The organism is Lysinibacillus sp. NPDC086135, assembly GCF_044746345.1.
In the GTDB taxonomy this organism is placed as follows: Bacteria; Bacillota; Bacilli; order Bacillales_A; family Planococcaceae; genus Lysinibacillus.
Window position 1 is genome coordinate 372,632 of record NZ_JBIVCA010000001.1, and the last position, 26,204, is coordinate 398,835.

The following is a 26,204-nucleotide window of genomic DNA, read 5'->3' on the forward strand; positions in this document are numbered from 1 at the left end:
TGTTCCTTTACGATGGGAGCACTTTTCTGTTGGTGTTACTTTTAAGAAAAGAGGGGGATTTTTATGTATCAGCGTTTAAATGATTTTTTTAAGTCTTGGGCGTTCGAAGCAAATTGTACACAGGGATTATTAAATAATCTAACTGATGAATCTCTTAAACAGGAAATAACGTCTGAAAATTGGACTTTAGGACGTATTGCTTGGCATACTGTTACTGCAATTCGAATCATTACTTCAAATACAAGTTTACCATTTGATGCTCCATCTAAAGATTATCCTGTTCCCACTTCAGCACAATTTATTGCAGATAGCTATTCCCAAACTAATAATGCATTTGTGAAAGCAGTAAAAACAAATTGGACTGATCAAACCCTTCAAGAGGACATCAATTTTTTCGGTCAAGAAATGCGAATTGGTACATTGTTAATGTTCTTGATTCAACATCAGAATCACCATCGGGGACAAATGACGGTTCTCATGCGACAGGCGGGATTAACTGTCCCAGGCATTTATGGGCCAGCTAAAGAGGAGTGGGCAAATTTCGGTATGGAAGCTCCAAAAATGTAAAACTAATTAGGACGATGATAGTGTGAAAATAGCTGTATTATCAGATATTCATGGAAATAAATTAAAAGCAGTGTTAGAGGATATAAAATATAGAAGTATCGATAAGATATATAATTTAGGTGACACTCTTTATGGACCGTTATTCCCGTTAGAAACATATGAAATGATAAAGAGTACAAATATTAAAAGTGTAAGTGGGAATTGTGATCGGATATTGTTGGAGTCTTCATCGGAAAATCCAACCGTGCAATATGTAATAAACGTGCTCTCAGAAGAACATAAACCTGCCATTGTCGATTCAGACAGATGATTTTTACTTTTGTCATGCTTCACCTGAAAATGATGAGCTATATATGTTGAATGAAATAACGCCAAATTGTGTTACTTTAAAACAGACAGAGGAAATAATGAAATTAGTAAAAGATATCCCACAAAATATTATTTTTTGTGGTCACTCCCATTTTCCAACGATTGTTTATTTACCTAATAACAAAATCATTATTAATCCAGGCAGTGTCGGTTTGCCTGCTTATGAAGAAGTTGAACCGTTCTATTATTAAGATTGAATCCGGTACATCATTTGCGAATTATACAGTCGTAGAAAAGCGGAATGGTGAATGGATGATTGAGCAGTTAAGCATTCCTTACGATATTAAGGTAGCTATTAAACAAAGTGAAGTTCAAAATAGGTCTGATTGGGCCAGAGCATTAAGCGGGTGTCCAAACATTCGCTGAGAGAAGCTAAAGCCTCCGAGGCAATTATGCCAAATTAATAGGATAATAAAGTAAAAGGACTTGTTGATAAATCATACAAACAAGTCCTTTATTGTATCATTTTAAATATTGACGTGAGCTTTGCTCTTTCGCTGTAATTACTTTTAGTAGGTCCTTCTTTTGGATAAATAAAATAACAGAGGCTTGAACTGTCATTGCTAAGACGAGCAGAATGAAGTGAGAATTGTGACTGAAATTTAATGAAAGAAAATAAAATATTGGTGCAGACGATAAGTATGAAATATATTGGTTTTTAGTTACTAAATAAATTATGGTTGAAATACATGTAGTTACTAAAAGGAGTTCAAGTAAAATCTCGATGGAAGCACTATCAATATTATTAAGTAATTCGTTTATATAGGACATATTACAAACACCCCTCCTTAATCGTTTTAGGAAATTGTAACATATTGGGTAATAGTTTGAAAGAAATGGTTCTGTTTGAGATCCTCATTGTGGAAATAAGTTTTTTAAACAATAAAAAGAGGCTTTCCTATAAACATTTGGAAAGCCACAAGTATATCATTATAGTTCTTCCTGAAAATAAATTTTGTAGAATTTTCGATTTGTAGATTCATCGTAGCCTACTTCAATTAGTTCTTCCACTTGCTCGATATCCTGTACATTTACCTGGATTTCAATATTAGAATCGAGTTTAATTTTACGTTTATATTTTTTTTCAGCCTTTTCAAGCGCACTTTCAGAAATTATGGTTTCATATGGTTTTACCGAATTTATAATAATATCTTTTTGTGTTGGTTCAGCATTATCAAATACTGTTTCAATATAATTATTTACTTGAAATTCATCTTCATTTCTAAAGTAATCAAGCGTTTTGTTTAAAAGCCCAAGTTTCTCAGTATTTGTAAAGCTTTCTTCTTTTAAAATATATTTTTTGCATTCTGTTAACGCTAAATTCGTTTTGTAATAATGTTCATCAGCTGCTTTAATCTTTAAAAATCGTTCTTGCCAGTAGACAATATCTTCTTTCCTTTTTGTTTTCATAAAGACAGCAGGTGCCTCATCCGTCCCCATATCTACGATAATGGCCATGTTATTAATTTTCTTTACATTAATTCCATCAACACCATTGACGACCATTTTGTTGTGATCGTTTTTTACATCTAAAAACATTTCCTTTTCATCAATTTTAACGATGGCGATTATTTTTTTAGCTTCTGTAGTTAGAAAACAATTGTCAAATAATCCAATAAACAATTCGCCACTTTTAATGTTAGGATGTTGAGATACACTATGTAAGTGTTTAGCAATGTTGATTGATTGTTCTAAGAAACTAGTCTCCTGATCAAATATTGCCCTCACATATGTGTAAACCTCGTTTAAGGCAATGTCTGTTTCATGAAAAAATTCGAGTTGCTGCTCTAAATCGATTTTGCTAAACGCTAGCTGTGTAAAAGCTGCCTCTAGCATGACCTCTGGCTGTGATAATGATTCCTCACCTAACACGAGTGTATCGTCAATAAAATGTAAAATATATTGTAATAACTTACTTTCACTTACTTCAAGCATGTTTTCCACCTTCTAAAATTTCATTGTAGATAATATACCATATCATATCCCACGCAACATTTTCATGTATTTTATTTTTACGAATAATAAAATAAAAAAGAACATTGAATACATGCATTTAAGAGATTTGTTGATACATTTGTTATAAGGAGAGACTATGGGTTCTTTATTAAATAGCGAAACTCCTTTGAAATCACAAGTGCATTACCTTAAATTGATATTGATGGTAGCTGAAGTATACTAGGATTAAATGGAACTATGCATGAAGAAATTTACAAAGAGAAGAGGTCTTGATATGCTTTATAACATTAAACCAATAGCTGTAGTGAGCAATAGTCGAACAATGATTGAAGACGACAATTGGGGTGGCGTCATGTCTACTATTGAATTGACAAAAGATATGTATGAATCATCTTTAAAGGGGATTGATGATTTTTCTCATTTAGAAATAATTTTTTATTTTGACAAAGTGGCAGCTGAAAAAATTCAATATGAAGCGAGGCATCCAAGAAATAATACGGACTATCCGGAAGTTGGTATTTTTGCACAGAGAGGTAAAAATAGACCTAATAAAATAGGCGTAACAGTTGTAGAATTACTAGAATTAAAAGATAGAACATTAATCGTTAAAGGCTTAGATGCTATTGATGGAACGCCAATCATTGATATAAAACCTGTAATGAAAGAATTTTTACCGAAAGGTGAAATAAAACAGCCACGTTGGGCAACTGATTTAATGAAGAATTATTGGGACTAGTATATTGTTTTATTTTATTTGTTAAGGAGAAATCATTATGTTTTTAAATCTTCATATTGAAACCGAGAGACTAGTAATTCGTCCATATGCTTTAACTGATTTGGATGAGTTATATGCAGTCGTTTCTGAGCCTGGTTTTTACCGATTTATCCCAGAGGACGTGCCAAGCCGCGATGATGTTCAGCGAGTAATAGAGTGGTCCATTCAATGTAACTTAAAAAACACGCCTACTAAAATACATAAGCTTAATCTAGCTATTGTAGAGAAGCAGAGTCAAAAATTAATTGGTTATTGCGGGCTTGGCCCCGATGATGTAAAAAACACAGAAATCGAAATTTATTACGGTATTTCTGAAGCTTATAGAGGGCGAGGAATAACATCTGAAGCAACAAAAGCTTTGATGAATTATGCATTTTATAAGATTGGTTTACCTAAAATTATTGCTGTTGTTCATCCTGAAAACATGGCATCTTTACGAATTGTAGATAAACTGGGAATGAGCTATGAATATACGTATAACAATCTTAATTCGGAATTGAAGGATTTTGAAGGATTGCTTCATTATTCTATAGATGCTAAAGCATATCAATGAAGTAAATGAATATGTAAAGCTTAAATTCTTCCTCGAGGATAAGTCTTAGATGAGATCCTGGATCGGATGAAGCGAGTTCGGGGAATGCATTACGTATTTTGATAACGCCTTTTGTTGATGCTGCTGCTTCGCATTCGCGCAGATAAACCCTTTTGCGGTCGCTTCGCTTTTCGGACAAACGACGCCCCGTGGAAGGCGCTCAGTCGGAACGGATATTTACCCCTCGTTTTCTGAAGAATGTTCACGTTAAATTCATTAAGATAATAGCTTTTCAATAACATGGGACTTCTATTTAATGAGTAGAAGTCTTTGTTTGTTATCGAACAAAATACATACGTCCATTCTCATATCCCCTTATGCATTTAAAACAGAATAGTCCTATTTTTCTGTTTTTTAAGACCGTCTTAAGGTTACGATTAAATAGCTATAAGGTTATTACGTTATTCTTTCTTTAAATGAATGGAAAGGGGAAACATGATGGGATTGAAACGGGTTTCGTTCGTTGATAGTCTTCGTGGATTTAGTTTGCTTGGGATTTTACTTGCTAATTTAGTAATTTTTCAATATGGCATGCATGGAGCCTTAAAAAAATTATCATCACAAAGTGCAGGGGATTTTGTGAGGGTATTTATTGGTGGATCTTTTATGCCTATTTTTACACTGTTATTTGGATTTTCTTTTATAAAGCTAATTGAATCTGTACGCGAAAAAGGGATGAAGAGTCGATGGATTATACTTCGACGGAGCATGGGACTCATTTTATTAGGCTGGCTGCATACTACATTTATATGGGAAGGTGACATACTCTTATATTACGGTTGTATGATTCTGTTTTTGTTACCATTCATTAATCGAAAAGCAAAAACAATTATCATATGGGCTAGTATTTTCTTTGTATTTTCAGTCGCAATTATAATGAATATTAACTTAGATCTCCCAGCAAATCAGCAGGATATCAATGCGTATATTGAAAAAGCAGATACCATTTATGCACATGGTAGTTATTTAGATGTCGTCAATTTTCGTCTAAATAGGCTAATGCCTGAACAAGAAACATCTATCCTATTATTTGTAGCGCCATTATTTTATGCACCGTTGTTTTTACTTGGTATGGCGCTTGCAAAAATGCGGGCATTTGTAAATATAGAGCGGGAACAAAAGTGGTATAAGCTAGGTATGATACTTGTACCTATAGGGATACTATGTAAATATTTAAGTTTAAAAGAAGGAGATTTGTCGACTATGCTTCAGATGAGTGGGGCACAAGTTTTAGCGTTAGGCTATGTATGTGTAGCCGCCTTACTCTATAAGAAATGGCGTACGTCCTCTATTATTCATGCCTTTGAATGTGTTGGTAAGCTGTCTTTAACTAATTATTTAATGCAATCTATTATTTGTACAACTGTATTTTTTGCCTATGGTTTTGGGTTGTTCGGAAAATTAGGTGTCTTGAATGGGATATTATTTGGATTAGGCATTTATTGTGTGCAGTGCATTGGCAGCGTCTTATATTTTAAAAAATTCAAGCGTGGCCCATTTGAGCAGGCTTTACGGATATGGACGAATTGGTCGATTGATGGTCGATTAAAGCGAAAAGAACAGAGTATTAATAGTGATTGAATAATTTTACAACAAAGGGGATGAGAGAAATCCCCTTTGGCAGCCCTCGAATATGGTTCTAGTGGAATAAGAGTAAATGCTAAATGTCCTGGTAGTGAATAACGAATTTGACGAAGGGAATAGAGATGAATCCAGAGGAAAACGAACCATGCGAAGTCTCGCATCGCCAGAAGAGATTGCAAATGTGATAGGTTTCTTAATTTCGATGCTTGATGGTGGATTAACTTCTTAAAAATTATGAAATTTTAATGATCAAAGGATGAAATGAATGGAAAACCGTATTGATCAAAAACTAAGAGAGACGTCTCACTAATGCCACCTATAGAATTAGACAATTTGGAGGCTACTTGGAGGATTAGTAGCAACTGCTCAACCTGCTCCGATAGCAGACAAGATTTTTGTTGAAAACAAAACAAAATGATGCAAGGACCAGATGATAATGATTCACTATGTTTTAGAATTTAGGAGCCAAAGGAAAAGGTGGAGGAAATGCCAGCGCTTTTATGAATTCATGGAGGAGGGTATGTACTAGGTGCTTCAGAGGGTGATGATTTACTATGCCAACGTTTTGTGAATGAAGCAAATTGTATTGTAGTATCGTTGGACTATAAAAAGTTGATTTCATTAAAGTGATACCTAAGTAAAAGGAATCTGCGTACATTAAAGTATGCAGATTCCTTTTATATTGATTATTGTGCAATAGATTGTGCTTTATCGATAATTTCTTGTGGGATGTCGATTGTTTTTAGGTGATTGAATTCAGTGTATGTCACAACTGATTTTGTTTTCATTGATAGTTCTTGATCTTCAACTTTCATTTTTAAATCGAAATTCATATCCAATTTATTTGTATCGAAAGTCTTTTTATCAATCTCTAGAACATAGTGTATTTTATCGATTGTTAAGTTATCAAGTGGGTTTTCTTCAAGACCCATATCTTTCATTGATTTGCTAATTTCTGAATCGATAAGTTCTTTAAATTTATCGCCCTTAGCGTCTAAAGATAAGATATATGCATTATCTGTTTGTTCAAATTTGAAATCTTTGATAAAGTTTTTAAGCTGTTCTAATTGTGCCTTAGCGTCTGCAGATGATGCAGTTTGTTCCATCATTGCATCAAATTGTTCGTTTGGTAATTTATACCAAGTTTTAGTTGTTTCATCCTTCATAAAAAAGCCTTGATCTTTCTTCATGTACATATCAATCGGCATTTCCATACTTTTTTGATCTGTACTAGCCATATCTGGCATTGTCATTGAACCTGATAAGTGCATAGCAATAGGATCGGTAACTACATCCATATCCATTTTCGATTTGATGGAAAACTCCATAGATTGTTCGCCTGATCCAATTTTGGAATCTTGAGTCGTCTCCATTTTTGCACTCGTGCTTTTAATGTCAGCTTGGCGTTCTATCGCTTTTTCATACACTTGCTCTAAAGTGAGTTTACTTTTATTAGTCGTGTCCTTCTTAGGGGTAGCGCTACTGTTACAGGCAGCTAGTGTCAGTGCTAGTGCTCCAACACTTAAAACTTTAAAAAATTTGTTCATTACTTTCATCTCCTATTCGTTGGTAAAAACATCACCTATTAGTATACATTACTATAATAGTAAAAGTTTCATTATTTTAAAAACAGTACTAGTTCAAAAATAAAATAATAGTAAATACCTATCGCATGTCTTGATTAATAAGTCTTCTTACTCACTATGAGTAGCAAGAAAATTTATTCATAAATAATAATAAATGATTAATAAATCCGTTGCTAGTTATTGTGAAATATTGCAATGGTGTTTTTCTTAACTAAAACGTGGGGGTGATTTCCGCTCTGGCTGGCGCTTAAACATTTGTTGCTGACGCTTCGCTTTCACACAGAGCAAAGCTTCCTAGGGGCGGGACGTCCGATGAACCACTTGGGCAACGAATGTTTTCTGTGCGAAAGCGTAGTGCTAAAGAAGCGACAGTAATAGGAGGTTAGTAACGAAGGCTTTTATTTTTACCGATGCAGGTCCAAGTACAACGCCGATTCCAGACGCAATTATGCAGAGGAATAATTAATATGGTCAGTGATTGCTATGTTTGCATAAGGAAGAGTAGGGGTAGGGTTGTTCGGTTTTGAGTTGGGTCTACTTTCAATGGTGGAAAAATATATTTACAAAAAGAAAAAGCCGAGAAAATGATATCATTTTCTCGGCTTTGTTTATCAATTATAGCCCCAGATCATTGCGAATAATGTACCAATGATTGTGACAACACCTACGAATACTGAATATAAAATCGTTGTATATAACGTTTTCTTGTCTTCAGATTCACCGATGTGCATGAATAATACTAATTGTACAGTTGCTTGCGCAAGAGCAGTTACTAGTAAAACGGCGAATGCCATGTTAAGAGACATATCGAATTTAATAACAGATAAAGCTACAACAGTTAGTAATAGTGAGAAGCCGAAGCCCATCACATGTTGTTTTGGGAATAGTTCCTTCATCAGCTAATCAGTCCTTTCAAGTAAACGAAGCTGAAGATGAAAATCCAAACAACGTCTAAGAAGTGCCAGTACAGTGAGAAGATAAACGCTTTGTTAGCCGTTTGTGGGTTTAAACCACGGCTAGCTACTTGGATTAAAATTGCAACGCCCCAGAAGAAACCGAATGTTACGTGGGCACCGTGCGTACCAAGTAAAGTCATTAATGCCGATAAGAATGCACTTGTTTGAATTGTTGCACCTTCATCAACATATGTGATAAATTCATCAATCTCAATGCCTAAGAAGCCAAGACCTAATAGAAGTGTGATGATGAAAAATGCCATCATCGCTTTTTTATTGCCAATACGCATTGCGTGAACACCAAGACCAATTGTGAAACTACTAGTTAATAATAAGAAAGTTTCCCATAATACTGGTGTTAATTCGAAAATCTCAGCGCCATTTGGGCCACTACCTGTACGTGTTTGAAGTGTGAAATACACTGTAAATAGTGTGGCGAATAATACGATTTCGGCGCCAAGGAAAACCCAGAAACCGAAAATTTTCAGGCGATTTTCTTCTGTACTATATTCTAATGGAAGTGAAGAATCGATTTTCATATTATTTATCACCTCTCAAGCTTTTCTCAGTTGCCATAACTTCTTCAACTGAAATGTATCGACCATGATCTTTTTCAAATGAACGGTGAATCATAAAGCCGAATACACCAATCATACTAATGATGGCTGGAATCCATAGATTAAATACAGCGAAGAATGCTGCAAGGAAGAAGAATCCGCTCATCCAGAATGGTGTGCCAGTGTTGTTAGGCATGTGAATCTTTTCAATTTTACCTGCTGTAATATCGCGACCTTCTTTTTTCGCGAACCAGAATTCATCTAAACGAGTAACAGTTGGAACTACTGCAAAGTTATATTCTGGTACTGGAGAATGAGTAGCCCATTCTAACGTACGACCATCCCAAACATCTGCTTTTTCATTACGTGGCATATGTTTCCAGCTGTAGTAAATGTTATATACGATTAACGCAAAGCCGACAGCAAGACCAATACCACCGATGAACGATAGCATGTTCAATGGACCGTAGCCAGTTGACTCAGAGTAAGTGTACATACGACGAGCGTAACCATCTAAACCTAAAATGAATAGAGGGAAGAATGTTACGTTAAAGCATACTGCGATAAACCAGAAACCAGCTTTACCTAGTTTTTCATTTAAACGGAAACCGAACATTTTTGGCCACCAGTAGTGGTAACCTGCAAGTACACCGAATACTGTACCTGGAATTAATACATAGTGGAAGTGGGCAACTAAGAACATCGTATTATGATATTGATAGTCAGCACTTGCCATTGCTAGCATTACCCCTGTAACCCCACCAATTGTGAAGATAGGAATAAAGCCAAGAGCATAAAGCATAGGAGTTGTAAATTGAATTTTACCGTGTCTCATTGTGAGCAACCAGTTAAATATTTTAACCCCTGTCGGAACAGCGATTGCCATTGTAGTAATAGAGAATACGCTGTTTACCATTACACCGTGACCCATTGTATAGAAATGGTGGGCCCATACTAAGAATGATAGTAACGAAATTACAACCATACTCATAACCATTGATTTATAGCCATATAAGTTTTTACGTGCAAATGTCGCAATGATTTCAGAGAAGATACCGAAAGCAGGTAGGATAACGATATAAACTTCAGGATGTCCCCAAACCCAGAATAGGTTGGCCCAAAGCATATCCATACCGCCATTTTGCATGGCAAAGAATTGTGTACCGAATTGACGGTCAAGCATCATTAAAGCAAGTGCTACAGTTAATACTGGGAATGCAAATACGATAATAATGTTTGTTATTAAAATTGACCAAGTGAACATTGGCATTTTCATTAATGTCATACCAGGTGCACGCATTTTAATGATTGTTGCGATGAAGTTAACACCAGTCATTAACGTACCAATCCCTGATAATTGTAAAGCTAAAGAATAGTAGTTGTTCCCAACAGTTGGACTAAATTCTGTCCCAGATAGTGGGAAGTATGCTGTCCAACCAGCATCAGGTGAACCACCAATAATAAATGATAGGTTTAGTAAACCGCAACCAGCTGCAAATAGCCAGAAGCTGACCGCATTTAGACGTGGGAAGGCAACGTCACGTGCACCAATTTGCAGTGGGATAACAACGTTCATTAAACCAATTACGAATGGCATAGCCATGAATAAAATCATTAATAAACCGTGTGTTGTGAAAATCTCATTATAGTGTTGTGCATCAAGAAGTCCATTATCAGGAACTGCCGTTTGTGCACGCATTAACAATGCATCGATACCGCCGCGGAATAGCATCAAAAGTGCTGTAGCGATATACATAATACCGATTTTTTTATGGTCAACAGTTGATAGCCAGTTTTTGTAGAAATAGCCCCACTTTTTGAAATACGTAAGGCCAGCTACGATAACCACTGCTCCAACTACGATACTAATAGCTGCCGCTAAAATCATCGGTTCTTGCATAGGATGGAATACTTCTTCCATACTCATTGGATGCGCTCCTTTCGGGTAAAAAAATTAATGTGAATGTGTAGCTTCAGAATGATTTCCATGATCCATTTTAGAGTGATCCATTTCTTTCTCAGACATGTTCATATCACTATGATCCATGTCTCCCATTTTCATGTGTTCACTGTGTTCCATTGGAGCAGGTCTAAATTCTAAGTGTGTAGATGAATAGCTTGAACGACCAACATGTTCTGCTTTTAATAGTTCATCAAATTTTTCTTCTGTTAATGGTTTTTCTTTTGTTTTTACATCAGTAGCCCATTTGTCGAAGTCTTCTTGTGTCATAGATTGCGCTTCAAATTCCATTTCAGCAAAACCGCGACCACTGAAGTTAGAGTTTCGGCCCATGAATGAACCAACCTCATCTGCAGCAAGGTGAATAGTTGTTAACATGTCACTCATCGCGTATTTTTGACCAGCTAATTGCGGAATCCAGAAACTTGTGATTGGTCCGAAAGAGTAAAGTTTGAACTCAATTGGACGGTCAGTTGGAATATTTACATAGTTTACAGTTTCAATACCTTGCTCTGGGTAACTAAAATGCCATTTCCAGTTAGAAGATGATGCGTAAATAACAAGTGGCTCTTTATTGTCATAACCTTCTGGTGTTGACTCTACCGTACTTGTTGTTCTTACAGTAACAATTGCTAAGAATGCCACTATGATAATAGGGATAACTGTCCATGTAATTTCAAGTAGATGACTACCCTCTTCGTGAGGAGGCTCATAATCGGCAGGTGTTTTTGAAGCACGGTATTTTGTTAACATAAATGCTAAAAGCACGTACACGACTAGTAATATAAAGGCCATTGTAATAATGGATAAAATAATTGTGTCTGATAATGTTTTGGCATTTGGCCCTTTTGGATCAAAGATTGTTAGGGGTTCGCAGCCAGAAAGAACTGCAAGCGCACCGAATGCAATAAACATTAAGCTTAACTTTTTCTTCATGTTTGACTCCTTTCTATAAAACGGCTATTCATAAATTTCATTTGTTTTATATAGATCGAATTTATAAATAGTGGGTAATACGGTCACCTCTTTTAGTTGTTGTACCAATCAAATAATAAGAAAAACTTACAATGGCATGGTTCATAATGAAACATTGAATCTAGTATTTGATTGGTCTAGTGCAAGCGTTCGCAAAATCATTAATCTTTGTAATCGATTTTTTAGACAAAGTATCATAATCAACCGACACAAAATGTCTTTGTTTGCAAATAGGATTATACGCTCGTTTCAAAGAAAAAAAATTGTTTTTTTATATTTTTAATAGTAAACCGAGGATGATTATGAACATTTTTTGAACAAAAATCGTTATTTCAATATTAGTATTTTTGCATTTAATTAAATAAACACTGTTGAAACGTTGAAAACACTGAGTTTCTTGTGTTTAACCATGTAAATAGTTTTTTTTGTGAAAATATCATTTCACATTTTAGACTTCATTTTGTAATAAAATTGCCGTTATGTTGAGGTTTTGAGTGCTTTTTTGTTGCGTTTTTTTGAAAGATGAGTCCGCGAAAAGATGGATTATGGATATATCAGGATAAATTTTAAATGTAAGGGATGAATGGGAAGGGGGATAATATTAATTATGTTAATATAATTATGGACTCCCATATAATGTAATATAAATATTTTATCCAAAAAGTAAAAATAGCAAACTAAGGATATCCTTGGTTTGCTATTTTTGGTTACAAAGACGAAAATAAATGTTCAAAGCAGAAAGAAAGTGATTTATCTTTATTTGACACAAATACGCCAGGTAATGAGTATAATTTTAAGCTCCTAACTTTAGCCATTTTGCTACTTGTCCATAGATAGTATTTTGAAGTTTTAAGGCTAGGTTATTCATCTTTAAGGCGAAGTACAATGTTTTCATTAAATTTAATGTGCATGTACGTCCACTAAAAAAGGCTTCGTTATAGCCCTGAGTCACTAAATGCATTTCAAATTTATCAAATACTTGATCGACAAATTCTATTAATGCTTCCTCGGAATAGTTACGAGCTAGTAACGCTTCAATTATATTCATTAAGCGTTCCTCCTCATCGTTGACGAAGACAGTATCTTTCCATGTAACAAGTTTTAATGCATGCAAGATGAGAGGTGCATACTGTAAGTTAAATTTAGGGTGTTTAATCGTCATGGCTGCTAAATCTGCACCATGTGCAATGCTATGCGCCCAGCCCTTATCATGAACATGACCTCGTGTATCTTTTTCCAATAATAAATAGCGGCCAATCTTTTGAAAGAAAGCTTGTAGACGATCATCATTTAATACCAGTAGTTCAGCATCTTTTGCAAGAATACCTGCTGCAAGTAAAGCAGAAAACGAACGTGTAAAGACACTATCTGTCAATTCTTCACCTAGCTTTAAATATAAAAAATCGTCGCTTGTAACAGTATCAAATAAATATTGTAACTGTTCGGTGCTCAATAAATTATCGCTAAGTATATTAATAAAAGTACGATAAATTAATTTGTCGCGTAATTCGGCATCTGGTGAACCGATGTGCGTTAACATTTCTTGTAACAACCAATCGCCTTTTTGTAACATTAATTCTTGTTGAGCTGAATGTGTCATAGTGGAAAATGATTGTAAAGTATTTTTGATATCCATATGTAATTCCCCCGAAGTTAAGTTAATTCTCTATAAGAGCATTTTTTTTAATATATTCCTTGATAATCAGTAGTCTTTGTAATTACCTTTATAACAATTCGCAGACATAGTAAATGCTTTTAGAGCTATGCATTTTTATTATAGCGTTTCAATGATAATTTGTGAGTTGTGAAGTTTTCTAGTGATATAGGAGTATATTCACAATGGGAATTCCAGAATCAACAGAAAGTTGATATGATAGACAAGCAACAAAAAGGAGTAGACTTAATAAACGAGCTCAAAACAAAAGACATACCTATTAAAGTATGTCTCATCCTAGTTATGATATAACGGCTGACTTTATACCGAGCGGCCATTCGATAAAGGTATTTTGATTAGTTTTTAATTCTACAAGAATATTTGCATTTATAATGGCATCGATTAGCCATTCACTATAATGAAAGTTCGGTTGAGCGTGCATTAAGATTCGTTGCATATCTTTTTTGTCGATACTTAGCAGTTTATAGTTGCATTCAATGTGTACATTTTGGGGAATAATAAAAAGTGACTCATGTTGGTGTCCAAGTGAAATGGAGCCAGGAATGTGACCTTTGATACTTATAATATGTGTAATCGCTTCTTGTGTATATACATCAATCTTAGTTCTTGTGAGTAGTTCAAATTCAATCGGATAATCCTTCAGATGGGGACCGTCCGCTGTAGATAACGATACAACTTTAATTGATAGTGCCTCATACATAGAAGAGATGCTACTACCAAATTCACTGACTGTATCTATTAATTGCATGTATTCCACTCCTTATGAAGAACTTTAAATTACAAAGCTGGTGTCTGTAAATAGTAATAAAAAAGATATTATTAATTATAATACAATTTATTACAAAATATGAAATACTAAAGTGGATATTTTTGTTAGAAACGAGCAGTGGATAGATTGTATATATGTGTTGTTAATTACTTAAAAAGTTGAAAGTAACATTTTTTAAAGCGTATTTCAACTAATGGGATTGATTGGAGTGAAGGTGGGGAGCGTCCTAGATGTGTGGCAAACCTTCGAGGTCAAATAAGAGTAGCTTACTGGTAAAGTGTTCAGTGAATACGGAAATCAACTCCATGTTATGATGATTATTCAATAAGAAACTAATAAGTAAAATAGAGCTAAAGAGGTGAGAAAAATGACAAAGCGAAAACGGCATGTTATCAAACATGACAATATTGTTGTTTTTCCTGGTGCTGTTCAAACATTAATACGTGAAGGACATATGTATGCGGAAAATTATCAATATGAAGAGGCTGTGGCAAGCTTTGAAAGTGCATTTTCATATGAAGATGGAGACGAAAGTGCATTAAGTACCTACGCGTATGCTTTATATGAATTAAAAGAATACGATAAAGTTAAAAATGTTTGTGAGCAATTGTTTGCTATGGGGACGACATTGTATGTAGAAGTAATGGAACTGTATGTTACAGTATGTATGCAGTTAAAGGAATACCATCAAGTAGAATCGTTAATTACGACATTAATTGAAGAAAACGTACTTCCAGAAGATCAGCTTGAGAAATTTGAACGCATAAGAAGCTTGAATCAAGAGGTTGCTAAGAATCTCCAAAAAAAAGAGGATGCTAAACGATTGTTAGAAGAGCAAGAATATGAACTTTCGAAATTTAGTGCATTAACGCCAAACGAACAATCTATTCGACTGCATCGCTTAATGGAGACGAATGTACGACAATTAAAAATAGCATTGAAAGCTATTATTGAATGTCCAACAATCCATCCATTTGTTCAGAGCTTAGCATTAATTCTATTAGTGGAACAAGAAGTGTCGATTGACATTACTGTCTCAAAATTTGATGAAACAATAACTGTTAATCCTAATAATTTAGTCCTACCAAATCAGTTGCCTCAGTATAGGGAAGTAAAAAAAATAATTGAAAATAAATTAGAGCAAGACCCAGCGACGTTGGAAATGGTACAATATTTAATGGCGAAGCATTCCATTGTAACGTATCCGTTTGAATGGCAACCATTCGAAGCCGATGATATTGCTTATAGTTATATTGACTTTGTACAATCGATGCTCGGAAAAGTACAGGAAATGGATTATGAAATCATTGACTTTTTACAAATGTTAGAAAAACTAACTGAACTACATGAGGTATGAAATAAGTTGAAACTATACGCATCTATGTTATACTAAAATGGTTGTCAAAATCGTAGTTACGAATGAATTGTCTAACATTTAAACTTGATTATTTATTTGGAGGTATTTATACATGTCAGCAAAATGGGAAAAACAAGAAGGTAATATCGGTACTCTTACAATCGAAGTATCAGCTGCAGAAGTAGACGCAGCAATGGACCAAGCGTTCAAAAAAGTTGTGAAACAAATTAACGTTCCAGGTTTCCGTAAAGGAAAAATGCCTCGTAAAATGTTTGAACAACGTTTTGGTATCGAATCTTTATACCAAGATGCATTAGAAATCATCGTTCCTGATTCTTATTCAAAAGCGATCGATGAAGCTGGAATTATGCCAGTTGATTACCCAGAAATTTCTGGTACAGAAAACTTCGTACACGGTAAAGATTTCACATTTACTGCTCAAGTAACAGTGAAACCAGAGCCGAAACTTGGTGAATACAAAGGTTTAGAAGTTGCGAAACTTCCAGTAGAAGTTACTGATGAAGAAGTAGAAACACAAATTCAAGACCAATTAGCTCGTAAAGCAGAGCTTGAAATTAAAGAAGACGAAGCTATCGTAGAAGGCGATACAGCTACTATCGACTTTGAAGGTTTCGTAGGCGAAGAAGCATTTGAAGGTGGTAAAGGTGAAGACTACCCACTAGAAATCGGGTCAGGCTCATTCATCCCTGGCTTTGAAGAACAACTTGTAGGTGTAAAAACTGGTGAATCTAAAGACGTAGTTGTTACTTTCCCAGAAGAATACCATGCAGCAGAATTAGCTGGTAAAGAAGCTACTTTCAAAGTAACTGTAAAAGAAGTTAAAACGAAAGTTCTTCCAGAACTAAACGACGAATTCGCTAAAGAATTAGACCCAGAAGTTGAAGGTGTCGATGCTTTACGCGCTAAAATCAAAGAGCAAACTGCTGAACAAAAACAAGCTGAATCTGATGCAACACTTCGTGATCAATTAGTTGAAAAAGCTGCTGAAAATGCAGAATTTGAAGTGCCTGCTGGTATGATCAACTCTGAAACTGATCGTATGTTACAAGAATTTGGTCAACGTTTACAAATGCAAGGCATGAACTTAGACCTTTACTACCAATTCTCAGGTCAATCAGAAGAAGATTTACGTGGACAAATGAAAGAAGAAGCACAAAGCCGTGTACGTGTATCTTTAACACTTGAAGCAATTGCTGAAGCTGAAAAAATTGAAGCATCTGAAGCTGATATCGCAGCTGAATTAGAAAAAATGGCTGCTCAATTTAACATGACTAATGAGCAAATTACTGGAGCTTTAGGCGGCACAGCAGTTCTTGAAAACGACATTAAAATTCAAAAAACAGTTGAATTTTTAGTGGAAAACGCTAAAATTACTGAATAGGATTTTTTTGTAACTGGATAAAAAAATGAAAACAAGGTACGGCATTAAACCGTGCCTTGTTTTATCACATATTTTTTATTTAGAATAAGCTAGATTCCCCTTTTAGTTCAGTTAATTATATTATTAATATTACGACTACTTTCACCGCAAAAAGCATCCTCCAAAAGGAAATACTTTTTTGAAAAGGGGATAAGGCAAAGGCCTTTACACTTCTCTAATACATAGTATTGTTTGACTTTTCACACGATGCTAAAATTTGACTTTATTCAGTAGAGATCAAATTGATGTCTCAATTCTTCCAAATGAGAACGAAATACATCCTCTTCTGAATGAAGTTAAGCCTCTGGCGAATATAATAGATTTTAACTTCTTTCAGCCATTATTTTCTGTAGCGACAGCAGCAAATGTTTTCTGCGCGAAAGCAAAGCGACAGCTACAATTATGCCGAGGCGTAATTAATAGAAATATAAGTTACTTGAGTATTTTTAACTTGTATTAACGGTATTTCAGTGAAGCCACAAGCCAAATATCAGTCGAGAGTCAGAGATCTTGACGGAAAGAAAGGTCTTTGGTGCTAGAGGTTTCTGAAGAATCAGTCAGTTATACACACAGAATCCAACTACACACTAAGGTTAAGAGCTGGAATTCATCAAGTTAATGAATGGGCATTATTTGCAATAAATGATAATGTTTTTTGTGCAATAAATGTCGAAAACTTTTTGAAATCTTGAAACATAAACGCCATGGTGTAAATAGATGCAGACAATTTATTTGATAAAGATTCAATAATCTTGTAAGATTGTTGCTTGAATAGGGGTGAAACATATTGTTCAAATTTAATGATGAAAAAGGCAATTTAAAATGCTCATTCTGTGGAAAACCACAAGAACAGGTACGTAAACTAGTTGCAGGTCCTGGTGTTTATATTTGTGATGAATGTATCGAACTTTGTTCAGAAATCGTTGTAGAGGAACTGGGTGTTGAAGAAGAGATTGAATTCCAAGATATTCCAAAACCGAAAGAGATCTTAACGATTTTAGATGAGTATGTAATAGGGCAAGAACGTGCTAAAAAAGCTTTAGCAGTTGCGGTTTACAATCACTACAAACGCATTAATACAAATAGTAAAATTGATGATGTAGAATTAGCAAAATCGAACATTGTGTTAATCGGCCCAACTGGTAGCGGTAAAACTTTATTGGCCCAAACATTGGCGCGTATATTAAACGTTCCTTTTGCTATTGCAGATGCTACTTCTCTAACAGAAGCTGGTTATGTTGGTGAGGACGTTGAAAATATTTTATTAAAATTAATTCAATCCGCAGATTACGATATCGAGCGTGCTGAAAAAGGAATCATCTATATTGATGAAATCGATAAAGTTGCACGTAAATCTGAAAATCCATCCATTACACGTGATGTTTCTGGTGAAGGTGTACAACAAGCTCTTCTGAAAATTTTAGAAGGTACAGTTGCAAGTGTTCCACCACAAGGTGGTCGTAAGCATCCACACCAAGAGTTTTTACAAATTGATACTACAAACATCTTATTTATTGTGGGTGGAGCATTTGATGGAATAGAATCCATTATTAAACGTCGTCAAGGTGAAAAAGTAATTGGTTTCGGTTCAGATCCAAACAAAATTGATATGGATGAAGGCTCAATTATGGCAAAGCTAATTCCAGAGGATTTATTAAAATTTGGTCTAATTCCAGAATTTATCGGTCGATTACCAGTACTTGCAAGTCTAGAACAATTAAACGAGGCTGCGCTTGTACAAATTTTAACGGAGCCTAAAAATGCACTAGCTAAGCAATATCAAAAAATGCTTGAACTAGATGGTGTTGAGCTTGAGTTTGATGAAGGTGCTCTTTCTGAAATTGCAAAAGAAGCAATAGAACGGAAAACGGGTGCACGTGGTCTTCGTTCAATTATTGAGTCAACAATGCTTGATGTAATGTACGAACTACCTTCACGCGAAGATGTGAAAAAATGTATCATTACGGCAAAAACAATTACGGATAAAGAAAAACCGAAATTGCTTCTTGAAGATGGCACTGAACTCGATGAAGGTAGCGACACAAAAACTTCAGCATAACGAACAGACACTATGTCTATTGTTATGAGATAAAGAGTAATTTAGCTGACTTCGATTGTGCAATATTCGCACATATCGACAGTCAGCTTTTTATTCATTCATACATAAAGCCAACTGTAATTAGATGAAATTTTTGGCTCAATTGATTAACTAGTGTGAATCAGCTTTTTAGACACATACTAGTAGCGTGGGAGTGAATAAGAAAATTTTGACGGAGGTGAATACCCGCATGGTGACAATACAAAAAACAACAAGTGTACCATTATTGCCTTTACGTGGACTTTTAGTATACCCGTCGATGGTGTTACATATTGATGTGGGTAGAAATCGTTCTGTAGCGGCGCTAGAACAAGCGATGCTAGAGGACCAATTGATATTATTGGTAACACAAAAAGAAGTGCATGATGAACAGCCTGAAGAGGAAGATTTGTATACAGTTGGTACGATGGCATATGTCAAACAGATGCTAAAATTACCAAATGGAACACTGCGTATTTTAGTGGAAGGTGTGGCGCGAGCAACATGGTCTAACTATCGGGCGCTAGAAAAATATACGATTGTTGACATCGATGTTAAGGAAGAATCAAACGGTAAGGATGTAGAAACGCAGGCTTTAATGCGTACGTTGTTAACGTATTTCGAGAGATACGCGAAAGGCTCCAATAAAATTACACCTGAAACCATCAGTACTGTGGCAGACATTGAAGAGCCAGGTCGTTTAGCAGACATTATTGCATCGCATTTACCCTTTAAGATTGCAGATAAACAAGAAGTATTAGAGATGCTCAATGTAAAGAAGCGTTTAGATCATTTAATTATTCGTTTGCATGACGAGCAAGAAGTACTTGATCTTGAAAAGAAAATTAATACAAAAGTTAAGCAATCCATGGAGCGTACACAAAAGGAGTATTATTTACGTGAACAAATGAAAGCTATTCAAACTGAGCTAGGAGATCGCGAAGGAAAAACTGGCGAAGTAGCTGAATTACGTAAACGTATTGACGAAACAGGAATGCCTGAATCAACGAAAGAAGTAGTGCTTAAAGAGTTGGATCGCTACGAGAAGCTACCAGCGGCTAGTGCAGAGAGTGGCGTCATCCGAAACTATATTGATTGGATTGTTTCATTACCATGGACGAATGCGACTGAAGATCGCATGAATATCGAACATGCGGAGAATATTTTAAATCGTGATCATGACGGGTTAGAAAAAGTAAAAGAACGTATATTAGAATATTTAGCTGTACGTCAGTTGAAAAAATCGTTACGTGGACCAATATTATGTTTGGCTGGCCCTCCAGGTGTAGGTAAAACCTCATTAGCTCGATCTATTGCAGAAAGCTTGGATCGCAAATTTATCCGTATTTCATTAGGTGGGGTACGAGACGAATCGGAAATTCGTGGTCATCGTCGTACGTATGTTGGGGCAATGCCAGGTCGTATTATCCAAGGGATGAAAAAGGCAGGAACTATTAATCCTGTGTTCCTTCTAGATGAAATTGATAAAATGTCTAATGACTTCAGGGGAGATCCTGCAGCGGCAATGCTTGAAGTTTTAGATCCGGCTCAAAATAATACATTTAGTGATCATTACATCGAAGAACCTTATGATTTATCAAATGTATTATTTATAGCAACTGCGAATGATTTAAGTACAATTCCTGGGCCTTTACTAGATCGTATGGAAGTAATCTCAATTGCTGGTTATACAGAAATTGAAAAAGAGCAAATTACGAAAAATCACTTAATACCGAAACAGTTAAAAGAGCATGGCTTGAAAAAAACACAAGTTATTATTAAAGACGAAGCAGTAGTGGATATTATCCGTTATTATACTCGTGAAGCAGGTGTTCGCGGACTAGAGCGTCAAGTCGCAACCCTCTGTCGTAAAATCACTAAGATCATCGTTTCTGGTGAGAAAAAACGAGTAACAGTGAGCTCGAAAACGTTAGAGGAATTACTCGGTAAACATCGTTTCCGATATGGACAAGCGGAAGAGGAAAATCAAATCGGTGTAGCTACTGGGCTTGCTTATACAACTGTGGGTGGTGATACATTACAAATTGAGGTATCATTAACACCTGGTAAAGGAAAATTGCAGTTAACTGGGAAGCTCGGCGATGTCATGAAGGAATCTGCTCAAACAGCTTTATCGTATGTCCGTTCAAAGATGGAAGATCTAAAAGTGGATGCAGAATATTTTGAAACACATGATATTCATATTCATGTTCCTGAAGGAGCTGTTCCTAAAGATGGACCTTCCGCAGGTATTACTATGGCAACCGCAATTGTTTCTGCAATTTTACACCGTCCAATACGCCGTGAAGTCGGTATGACAGGTGAAATTACATTACGTGGACGTGTACTGCCAATAGGTGGCTTAAAGGAAAAAACACTCAGTGCGCATCGAGCGGGTTTAACGACAATTATTTGCCCGAAAGATAATGAGCGAGATATTGAGGATATTCCTGAAAGTGTACGCGAACAACTAACATTTAAACTAGTGTCATCGGCTGATGAAGTATTAGCCCATGCACTGGACGGAGGTTTTTAAGAAAATGAAAGTCCATAACGTAGAAATGGTCATAAGTGCTGTAAGACCAGACCAATATCCAGAAGATGGACTGCCAGAATTTGCACTAGCCGGTCGTTCAAATGTGGGGAAGTCCTCCTTTATTAACCGAATGATCGGTCGTAAGGCTTTAGCACGTATTTCTTCTAAGCCCGGAAAAACACAAACGCTTAATTTTTACAAAATTGAAGAACAATTATTTTTTGTAGATGTTCCGGGCTATGGTTATGCAAAGGTTTCAAAAACTGAGCGTGAAGCATGGGGAAAAATGATTGAGCGTTACATCACTGGACGCAATGAATTAAAGGCAGTCGTACAAATTGTTGATTTACGTCACCCCCCTACAGCTGATGATCGCATGATGTATGATTTTTTAAAGCATTACAATATTCCTTGTATTGTTATTGCAACAAAAGCAGATAAAATTCCAAAAGGTAAATGGGATAAGCATAAAAAAATCGTGAAAGAAACGCTAGACATGGAAAAAAATGATCCTCTTATTGTCTTTTCTTCAGAAAAAGGACTTGGCTTTGAAGAAGCTTGGCGTACGATCGAAAATAAAATGTAATAAAAAAACATCTATTGAGTCTATTATTTAGGACAGTAGATGTTTTTTTATTAAATAATAGGGAGAATCGCTTGATGAATGGAACAACTGACCGATAAATTAAATAGGAGGTGGACTAAATGGATATCGCAGCCTTATCAATGGCCATGAATCAAGCAACTTTAATGCAAAATGTATCTCTAGCTGTAACGAAACAGGCAATGGAGATGCAACAGCAAAATACAGAACAATTAGTTGAAATGTTAGATGCTCCACATCCGACAGCCGGACATACAATTGACGTTCAAGTATGATGAAGCAAAGGTAGCTTGAAATTGGAAGCTACCTCTATCTTTATGTCTAATGGTAGATTTAAAAAGTAAGTAAAAGCACTAAAATGTAACTTTTTGAATAGGAAAAACTACCAATAGTACGATATACTATATATTAATAACAATTTTTTAGGAGGCGGGATTTGTTGAAGAAGATTCCATACATACTAATGATTGTGTTACTAACGGTTCTCGGATATTCATCGAATAAAACAGCTCATGCTGCCCAAATGGTGACTGGAACCTTTGTTGATGTAACATTTTCAGAATATGCAAATGCTAACGGAGTAATAGAAAAAAAGCTTAGTAAAATTACTTTGCAAAATGAAAGCGGTCGTCAAGTTACATACAATATAAATGATAGTGCTCGCCTGTATATTAATAATACAGTGACAACAATCGAAGGCTTTAAGATGGGAATGCAAGTAGAAGCGGAAATTTCTCTTCGCAGTGTTGTTGAGCTGCGAGGTACTTCTAATTCTACAAGTGAAACAGAATCTCCAACAGTTGCACAAAATACTAAAACACTTGCTGGAGCAGTGACAAGTATTGATCCAAATGGACTATTCATTATGCTGAAACCAGATATTGGGGAGGAAACAACTTACTATATAAATAAAGATACAGAATATCAAAAAAACTCCTCAGTTGTCGATATTAGCGCCTTATATGTGGGGGATCGTGTTAAGCTTAGCCTTAAAAATCGAAACGCATCCATTGTCACAAAAATAGAAATTAGTGAGACGGGTACATTAGTTGAAAACCTATATAAAGGTGAGATACAGACAGTTAATGCCAATACAAATAAATTAACTGTCAAAAACCAACATGCTTTTATAAATTGGCAGTTTGGCTCTGACACAACAACGGCTTTATCAACAATGAATTTTTCATCGAAGGTTCCGATATTTGTTGGAAATACAAAAATTGAAAAAGGTCAGTTGAAAAATTACATTGGCAGTCAAGCATATTATGCAACTGTTAAACAATTTGGCAAAGAAGTGATTGAAAAGATTGTTGTATTGAAAAACAATGAGCGAACTTACTATGAGCCTATGCTTTCTGTAGATACTAAATATCAATTATTAAAACTTAAATCGGCCGGTACATTATACTTCCATGATGGAACGATTTTAATTAGAAATGGTCGTTTAATTGAACCTACTGGCTTATTAGCGTATGGTACAGCCTTTGTAATTTCGGACGGTGCTGCACGTGATCATTATGCCCAAGTTGTTCAAGTAACAAGTGATAGCTTTATGTCACCAAACTTATCAGGTCATGAATTATATTATGGACGTTTATCACAAGCAGATGGCTATTTAATCGAAATTGATGATGCGATGAAGATCGAGTCAAATGTCTTCAAGAAAACAGAGCGAACTGTACTATCTGTTAGTAATTCAACAAAAGCCATAGTAGATAATGGTAACAAAATATATAGTGTCATTCCTGATATTGAGCTTCATTTATATGAAGGAGAATATGGATACTTTTATGTAAAGGATGGTCATGTGCAGGCCCTTCATATGCTTAATAAAGCGAAGCCTGTTGCACCATTAATGTTAACTGGTAAACTACAGTCAGTTAAATCGAAATACCCAGCTGTAATTAATGTGAAGAGCGTTAGTCAATGGCAAAATGGTCGCTGGTATGAAGCTGGTGAAATGATTGATATGAATATTGACCAAGCTACAATTATTAAAGCTGGTAAAGTTATTCAAGCATCTGATTTAAAACCTTCTGATCGTTTAGTAGTATTATCAGATCGTTTTGTCAAAGCTCATTTAATATTAGTTGATTAATCAATTTAGAAGTCTGTGAGTCTTCTGCGAGTTTACGTTAGCACTGCACTTTTGCACGAAAAACAATTGCCGCTGCCGCTACGCTATCGCGCAAAAGACATCTGCAGGCCTAAGCACAAAGCCGATTCCGGACGCAATTATGCCGAGGCATAATTGACCTTGAATTTTCCAGGTGTGTTGATAAAAGCAGATAAGAATGGTAAATCAACACACCTGATTATTTTGTTAAGTGGAAGAAATTTATTGACAGCCCCAGATGCGGATATGTATGGAATGAAAGTGAGGAACAAAAAAAGAATGCGAAAACATTTATCTAAAATAATGTTAGTGGTTCTTGCTGTATTTATTATTGGAATTACTATCCCAGAAAATGCATCAGCTGTTTCATTAGAAACAACAGGTGCTGTAAAAAATGAATATACATATGAGGAAGCTGTTTTCATTACAGGAACACCCATTATATTTAAAGGTACTAGTAAAGACATTAAAATTACACAAAAAGAATCTAAAGGAAAGTTAACAGAAACACATAGTCTAAAGCTAACAGCAAGTAATGGTGCTACATTGACACGAAATATGACCTATGAATCTGATGTCGTAGATTATGCTACGATTGGTCAAAAAACATCGAATGGTGTAGTGAAAAAGTATACTGAGAAAATTGTTGTTGGGAAAATAACATATACATTGGTAGATTACCAATTTTCACAAGGGACTGTAGCGGACAATCGTGCAGCCTCTGATTATTACTCAGGTAATGTGATTTCAAGAAAAACATATGCCTATCAAACTGGAACTGGGAAAAATGCAGTTCAAAATACAGTAACAATTGATACTGATAGTCGTCATGCTGGCTATGAAAACTTCTGGGGAGCGACAGAAACGCAAATTACAGAAGCTGTTTATAAATATAGCGACGGTAAGACTAGCCATGTGAAAAATCGCTTATCAATAAGCAAATCACGTGTACTAAACTATGAAGAAAACTTAGGAAGTTTAGGTAGCTTTGATGGTGGATATGCGGTAGTAAGTGAAAAAGATGTTATTTCTGAATATACGTTTGATTTATCCTCTGGGCAAAAAGGTACTCTTGATTTAGATAAAGAATATATGCCGACAATAGAGCGTTTAATCATTCCTAAGTTCCGTGATTTATCAAAGCATTATGCAAAAGGAGCTATTGAAAAATTATACTCTTTAGGTATTTACTCTGATGCAAGTAACTTCTTCTCACCAAATACCCCTATGAAGCGTATTGACTTTACAACGGCGATTGGTAAGGCAGTTGACTTACGTGTTATGGAAGAACCGAAAACGAAAAAATCGACATCAGCTACAAGTGTTTTTAAAGATGTTAAACGTACGGTGAAAGATTATGCCTATATTGAGTCTGCGTATAAAAAAGGAATTATTAAGGGTGTAACGCCAGAGTACTTCAAACCTGATAATCAAATTACTCGAGCTCAAGCCGCTACGATTTTTGTACGTGCATTAGGGCTAGAAAATAAGGCGCCAAATCCAGGTTATATGACGAAATTTAAGGATGATGCGCAAATTCCGAACTATTCAAAAGACGGTATATACATTGCGAATGAGTTAGGATTAATGACTGGTGACCCTACAACAGGTCGATTTAATCCAGATCAACCATTAACGCGAGCACAAGCATCCGTAGTATTAGAACGTTTCTTGAATTATTTGGAAAGCGATTTAAAACAAAACTATCGAGATGACATATTGTTCTTTAATTAACGAAAGGGCTGAAAAATA

Annotated in this window: 24 protein-coding genes; 15 read left to right on the plus strand and 9 right to left on the minus strand. The window is 35.4% G+C overall.

Features of this window, described 5'->3' with window-relative positions; genetic code table 11:
- The first annotated feature begins 63 nt into the window (after positions 1–63).
- The 3 genes from ACIPKN_RS01880 to ACIPKN_RS01890 are packed head-to-tail and all read left to right on the plus strand — an operon-like array spanning position 64 to position 1,127.
- Entirely contained in the window at positions 64–567 is a 504-nt protein-coding gene (locus ACIPKN_RS01880) for a DinB family protein (protein WP_400932862.1), read from the plus strand.
- A gap of 22 nt (positions 568–589) precedes the next feature.
- Positions 590–877, plus strand: coding sequence for a metallophosphoesterase family protein (locus tag ACIPKN_RS01885; RefSeq protein WP_400932864.1), 288 nt, complete (start codon positions 590–592; stop codon positions 875–877).
- Entirely contained in the window at positions 858–1,127 is a 270-nt protein-coding gene (locus ACIPKN_RS01890) for a metallophosphoesterase family protein (RefSeq protein ID WP_400932866.1), read from the plus strand. The genes ACIPKN_RS01885 and ACIPKN_RS01890 overlap by 20 nt, the downstream gene beginning before the upstream one ends.
- Positions 1,128–1,398: 271 nt before the next feature.
- On the opposite strand, the gene ACIPKN_RS01895 is transcribed toward ACIPKN_RS01890, so the two are convergent.
- Together ACIPKN_RS01895 and ACIPKN_RS01900 are read right to left on the minus strand one after the other, a co-directional pair.
- On the minus strand, positions 1,399–1,707 hold the full coding sequence (locus ACIPKN_RS01895) for a hypothetical protein (protein ID WP_400932868.1): 309 nt from the start codon (positions 1,705–1,707) through the stop codon (positions 1,399–1,401).
- Between the two features lie 159 nt (positions 1,708–1,866).
- Positions 1,867–2,871, minus strand: coding sequence for a nucleoid-associated protein (locus ACIPKN_RS01900; RefSeq protein WP_400932870.1), 1,005 nt, complete (start codon positions 2,869–2,871; stop codon positions 1,867–1,869).
- Between the two features lie 295 nt (positions 2,872–3,166).
- Between ACIPKN_RS01900 and tsaA the strand changes: the two genes are divergently transcribed.
- The 4 genes from tsaA to ACIPKN_RS01920 all read left to right on the plus strand — a co-directional run bounded on the left by tsaA (position 3,167) and on the right by ACIPKN_RS01920 (position 6,473).
- Positions 3,167–3,628, plus strand: coding sequence for a tRNA (N6-threonylcarbamoyladenosine(37)-N6)-methyltransferase TrmO (gene tsaA, locus ACIPKN_RS01905; RefSeq protein ID WP_400933176.1), 462 nt, complete (start codon positions 3,167–3,169; stop codon positions 3,626–3,628).
- A 37-nt stretch (positions 3,629–3,665) separates the two neighbouring features.
- Positions 3,666–4,220, plus strand: a complete 555-nt coding sequence (locus tag ACIPKN_RS01910) for a GNAT family N-acetyltransferase (protein ID WP_400932872.1) — start codon at positions 3,666–3,668, stop codon at positions 4,218–4,220.
- A 477-nt stretch (positions 4,221–4,697) separates the two neighbouring features.
- Positions 4,698–5,840 (plus strand): DUF418 domain-containing protein, encoded by a 1,143-nt coding sequence (locus ACIPKN_RS01915; protein WP_400932874.1) that lies wholly within the window; start codon positions 4,698–4,700, stop codon positions 5,838–5,840.
- A gap of 507 nt (positions 5,841–6,347) precedes the next feature.
- On the plus strand, positions 6,348–6,473 hold the full coding sequence (locus tag ACIPKN_RS01920) for an alpha/beta hydrolase fold domain-containing protein (protein WP_400933178.1): 126 nt from the start codon (positions 6,348–6,350) through the stop codon (positions 6,471–6,473).
- Between the two features lie 56 nt (positions 6,474–6,529).
- Here ACIPKN_RS01920 and ACIPKN_RS01925 read toward each other — a convergent pair whose 3' ends face one another.
- The 7 genes from ACIPKN_RS01925 to ACIPKN_RS01955 all read right to left on the minus strand — a co-directional run bounded on the left by ACIPKN_RS01925 (position 6,530) and on the right by ACIPKN_RS01955 (position 14,300).
- On the minus strand, positions 6,530–7,390 hold the full coding sequence (locus ACIPKN_RS01925) for a DUF6612 family protein (protein WP_400932876.1): 861 nt from the start codon (positions 7,388–7,390) through the stop codon (positions 6,530–6,532).
- Between the two features lie 650 nt (positions 7,391–8,040).
- Positions 8,041–8,325 (minus strand): cytochrome aa3 quinol oxidase subunit IV, encoded by a 285-nt coding sequence (gene qoxD, locus ACIPKN_RS01930; RefSeq protein ID WP_400932878.1) that lies wholly within the window; start codon positions 8,323–8,325, stop codon positions 8,041–8,043.
- The gene (gene qoxC, locus ACIPKN_RS01935) at positions 8,325–8,924 is read right to left on the minus strand and encodes a cytochrome aa3 quinol oxidase subunit III (RefSeq protein WP_142509044.1); all 600 of its coding nucleotides are present in this window, start codon (positions 8,922–8,924) and stop codon (positions 8,325–8,327) included. The genes qoxD and qoxC overlap by 1 nt, the downstream gene beginning before the upstream one ends.
- 1 nt (position 8,925) lies before the next feature.
- Complete coding sequence (gene qoxB / locus ACIPKN_RS01940; RefSeq protein ID WP_400932881.1) at positions 8,926–10,869, minus strand: cytochrome aa3 quinol oxidase subunit I; 1,944 nt, start codon at positions 10,867–10,869, stop codon at positions 8,926–8,928.
- Positions 10,870–10,896: 27 nt separating this feature from the next.
- Positions 10,897–11,838, minus strand: a complete 942-nt coding sequence (qoxA, locus tag ACIPKN_RS01945) for a cytochrome aa3 quinol oxidase subunit II (RefSeq protein ID WP_142509042.1) — start codon at positions 11,836–11,838, stop codon at positions 10,897–10,899.
- Positions 11,839–12,670: 832 nt separating this feature from the next.
- The gene (locus ACIPKN_RS01950; protein WP_400932883.1) at positions 12,671–13,513 is read right to left on the minus strand and encodes a DUF2785 domain-containing protein; all 843 of its coding nucleotides are present in this window, start codon (positions 13,511–13,513) and stop codon (positions 12,671–12,673) included.
- A gap of 319 nt (positions 13,514–13,832) precedes the next feature.
- A complete protein-coding gene (locus tag ACIPKN_RS01955) occupies positions 13,833–14,300 on the minus strand; it encodes a hypothetical protein (RefSeq protein WP_400932885.1) in 468 nt (155 codons plus the stop codon).
- A 388-nt stretch (positions 14,301–14,688) separates the two neighbouring features.
- Between ACIPKN_RS01955 and ACIPKN_RS01960 the strand changes: the two genes are divergently transcribed.
- The 8 genes from ACIPKN_RS01960 (at position 14,689) to ACIPKN_RS01995 (ending at position 26,186) form a co-directional block, all read left to right on the plus strand.
- Positions 14,689–15,678, plus strand: a complete 990-nt coding sequence (locus ACIPKN_RS01960; protein WP_400932887.1) for a CDC27 family protein — start codon at positions 14,689–14,691, stop codon at positions 15,676–15,678.
- Positions 15,679–15,790: 112 nt separating this feature from the next.
- The gene (tig, locus tag ACIPKN_RS01965) at positions 15,791–17,080 is read left to right on the plus strand and encodes a trigger factor (RefSeq protein WP_400932889.1); all 1,290 of its coding nucleotides are present in this window, start codon (positions 15,791–15,793) and stop codon (positions 17,078–17,080) included.
- A gap of 826 nt (positions 17,081–17,906) precedes the next feature.
- The gene (clpX, locus tag ACIPKN_RS01970) at positions 17,907–19,178 is read left to right on the plus strand and encodes an ATP-dependent protease ATP-binding subunit ClpX (protein WP_142509037.1); all 1,272 of its coding nucleotides are present in this window, start codon (positions 17,907–17,909) and stop codon (positions 19,176–19,178) included.
- Between the two features lie 229 nt (positions 19,179–19,407).
- The gene (gene lon / locus ACIPKN_RS01975; protein WP_400932892.1) at positions 19,408–21,732 is read left to right on the plus strand and encodes an endopeptidase La; all 2,325 of its coding nucleotides are present in this window, start codon (positions 19,408–19,410) and stop codon (positions 21,730–21,732) included.
- A gap of 4 nt (positions 21,733–21,736) precedes the next feature.
- Positions 21,737–22,318 (plus strand): ribosome biogenesis GTP-binding protein YihA/YsxC, encoded by a 582-nt coding sequence (gene yihA / locus ACIPKN_RS01980; RefSeq protein WP_400932894.1) that lies wholly within the window; start codon positions 21,737–21,739, stop codon positions 22,316–22,318.
- 119 nt (positions 22,319–22,437) lie between these two features.
- Positions 22,438–22,611, plus strand: coding sequence for a YjfB family protein (locus tag ACIPKN_RS01985; RefSeq protein WP_012295488.1), 174 nt, complete (start codon positions 22,438–22,440; stop codon positions 22,609–22,611).
- Positions 22,612–22,772: 161 nt separating this feature from the next.
- Positions 22,773–24,434, plus strand: coding sequence for a hypothetical protein (locus ACIPKN_RS01990; protein ID WP_400932896.1), 1,662 nt, complete (start codon positions 22,773–22,775; stop codon positions 24,432–24,434).
- A 297-nt stretch (positions 24,435–24,731) separates the two neighbouring features.
- Positions 24,732–26,186 carry an S-layer homology domain-containing protein gene (locus ACIPKN_RS01995; protein ID WP_400932898.1) on the plus strand — a complete coding sequence of 485 codons (1,455 nt, stop codon included), beginning with the start codon at positions 24,732–24,734 and terminating at the stop codon, positions 26,184–26,186.
- Positions 26,187–26,204 lie beyond the last annotated feature (18 nt).

Excerpts from the sequence above, each read along its gene's own strand:
- ACIPKN_RS01880 (WP_400932862.1), top strand. The coding sequence starts at position 64 with ATGTATCAGCGTTTAAATGATTTTTTTAAGTCTTGGGCGTTCGAAGCA.
- ACIPKN_RS01895 (WP_400932868.1), bottom strand. The coding sequence starts at position 1,707 with ATGTCCTATATAAACGAATTACTTAATAATATTGATAGTGCTTCCATC.
- ACIPKN_RS01900 (WP_400932870.1), bottom strand. The coding sequence starts at position 2,871 with ATGCTTGAAGTAAGTGAAAGTAAGTTATTACAATATATTTTACATTTT.
- tsaA (WP_400933176.1), top strand. The coding sequence starts at position 3,167 with ATGCTTTATAACATTAAACCAATAGCTGTAGTGAGCAATAGTCGAACA.
- ACIPKN_RS01910 (WP_400932872.1), top strand. The coding sequence starts at position 3,666 with ATGTTTTTAAATCTTCATATTGAAACCGAGAGACTAGTAATTCGTCCA.
- ACIPKN_RS01915 (WP_400932874.1), top strand. The coding sequence starts at position 4,698 with ATGGGATTGAAACGGGTTTCGTTCGTTGATAGTCTTCGTGGATTTAGT.
- ACIPKN_RS01925 (WP_400932876.1), bottom strand. The coding sequence starts at position 7,390 with ATGAACAAATTTTTTAAAGTTTTAAGTGTTGGAGCACTAGCACTGACA.
- qoxD (WP_400932878.1), bottom strand. The coding sequence starts at position 8,325 with ATGAAGGAACTATTCCCAAAACAACATGTGATGGGCTTCGGCTTCTCA.
- qoxC (WP_142509044.1), bottom strand. The coding sequence starts at position 8,924 with ATGAAAATCGATTCTTCACTTCCATTAGAATATAGTACAGAAGAAAAT.
- qoxB (WP_400932881.1), bottom strand. The coding sequence starts at position 10,869 with ATGAGTATGGAAGAAGTATTCCATCCTATGCAAGAACCGATGATTTTA.
- qoxA (WP_142509042.1), bottom strand. The coding sequence starts at position 11,838 with ATGAAGAAAAAGTTAAGCTTAATGTTTATTGCATTCGGTGCGCTTGCA.
- ACIPKN_RS01950 (WP_400932883.1), bottom strand. The coding sequence starts at position 13,513 with ATGGATATCAAAAATACTTTACAATCATTTTCCACTATGACACATTCA.
- ACIPKN_RS01955 (WP_400932885.1), bottom strand. The coding sequence starts at position 14,300 with ATGCAATTAATAGATACAGTCAGTGAATTTGGTAGTAGCATCTCTTCT.
- ACIPKN_RS01960 (WP_400932887.1), top strand. The coding sequence starts at position 14,689 with ATGACAAAGCGAAAACGGCATGTTATCAAACATGACAATATTGTTGTT.
- tig (WP_400932889.1), top strand. The coding sequence starts at position 15,791 with ATGTCAGCAAAATGGGAAAAACAAGAAGGTAATATCGGTACTCTTACA.
- lon (WP_400932892.1), top strand. The coding sequence starts at position 19,408 with ATGGTGACAATACAAAAAACAACAAGTGTACCATTATTGCCTTTACGT.
- yihA (WP_400932894.1), top strand. The coding sequence starts at position 21,737 with ATGAAAGTCCATAACGTAGAAATGGTCATAAGTGCTGTAAGACCAGAC.
- ACIPKN_RS01985 (WP_012295488.1), top strand. The coding sequence starts at position 22,438 with ATGGATATCGCAGCCTTATCAATGGCCATGAATCAAGCAACTTTAATG.
- ACIPKN_RS01995 (WP_400932898.1), top strand. The coding sequence starts at position 24,732 with ATGCGAAAACATTTATCTAAAATAATGTTAGTGGTTCTTGCTGTATTT.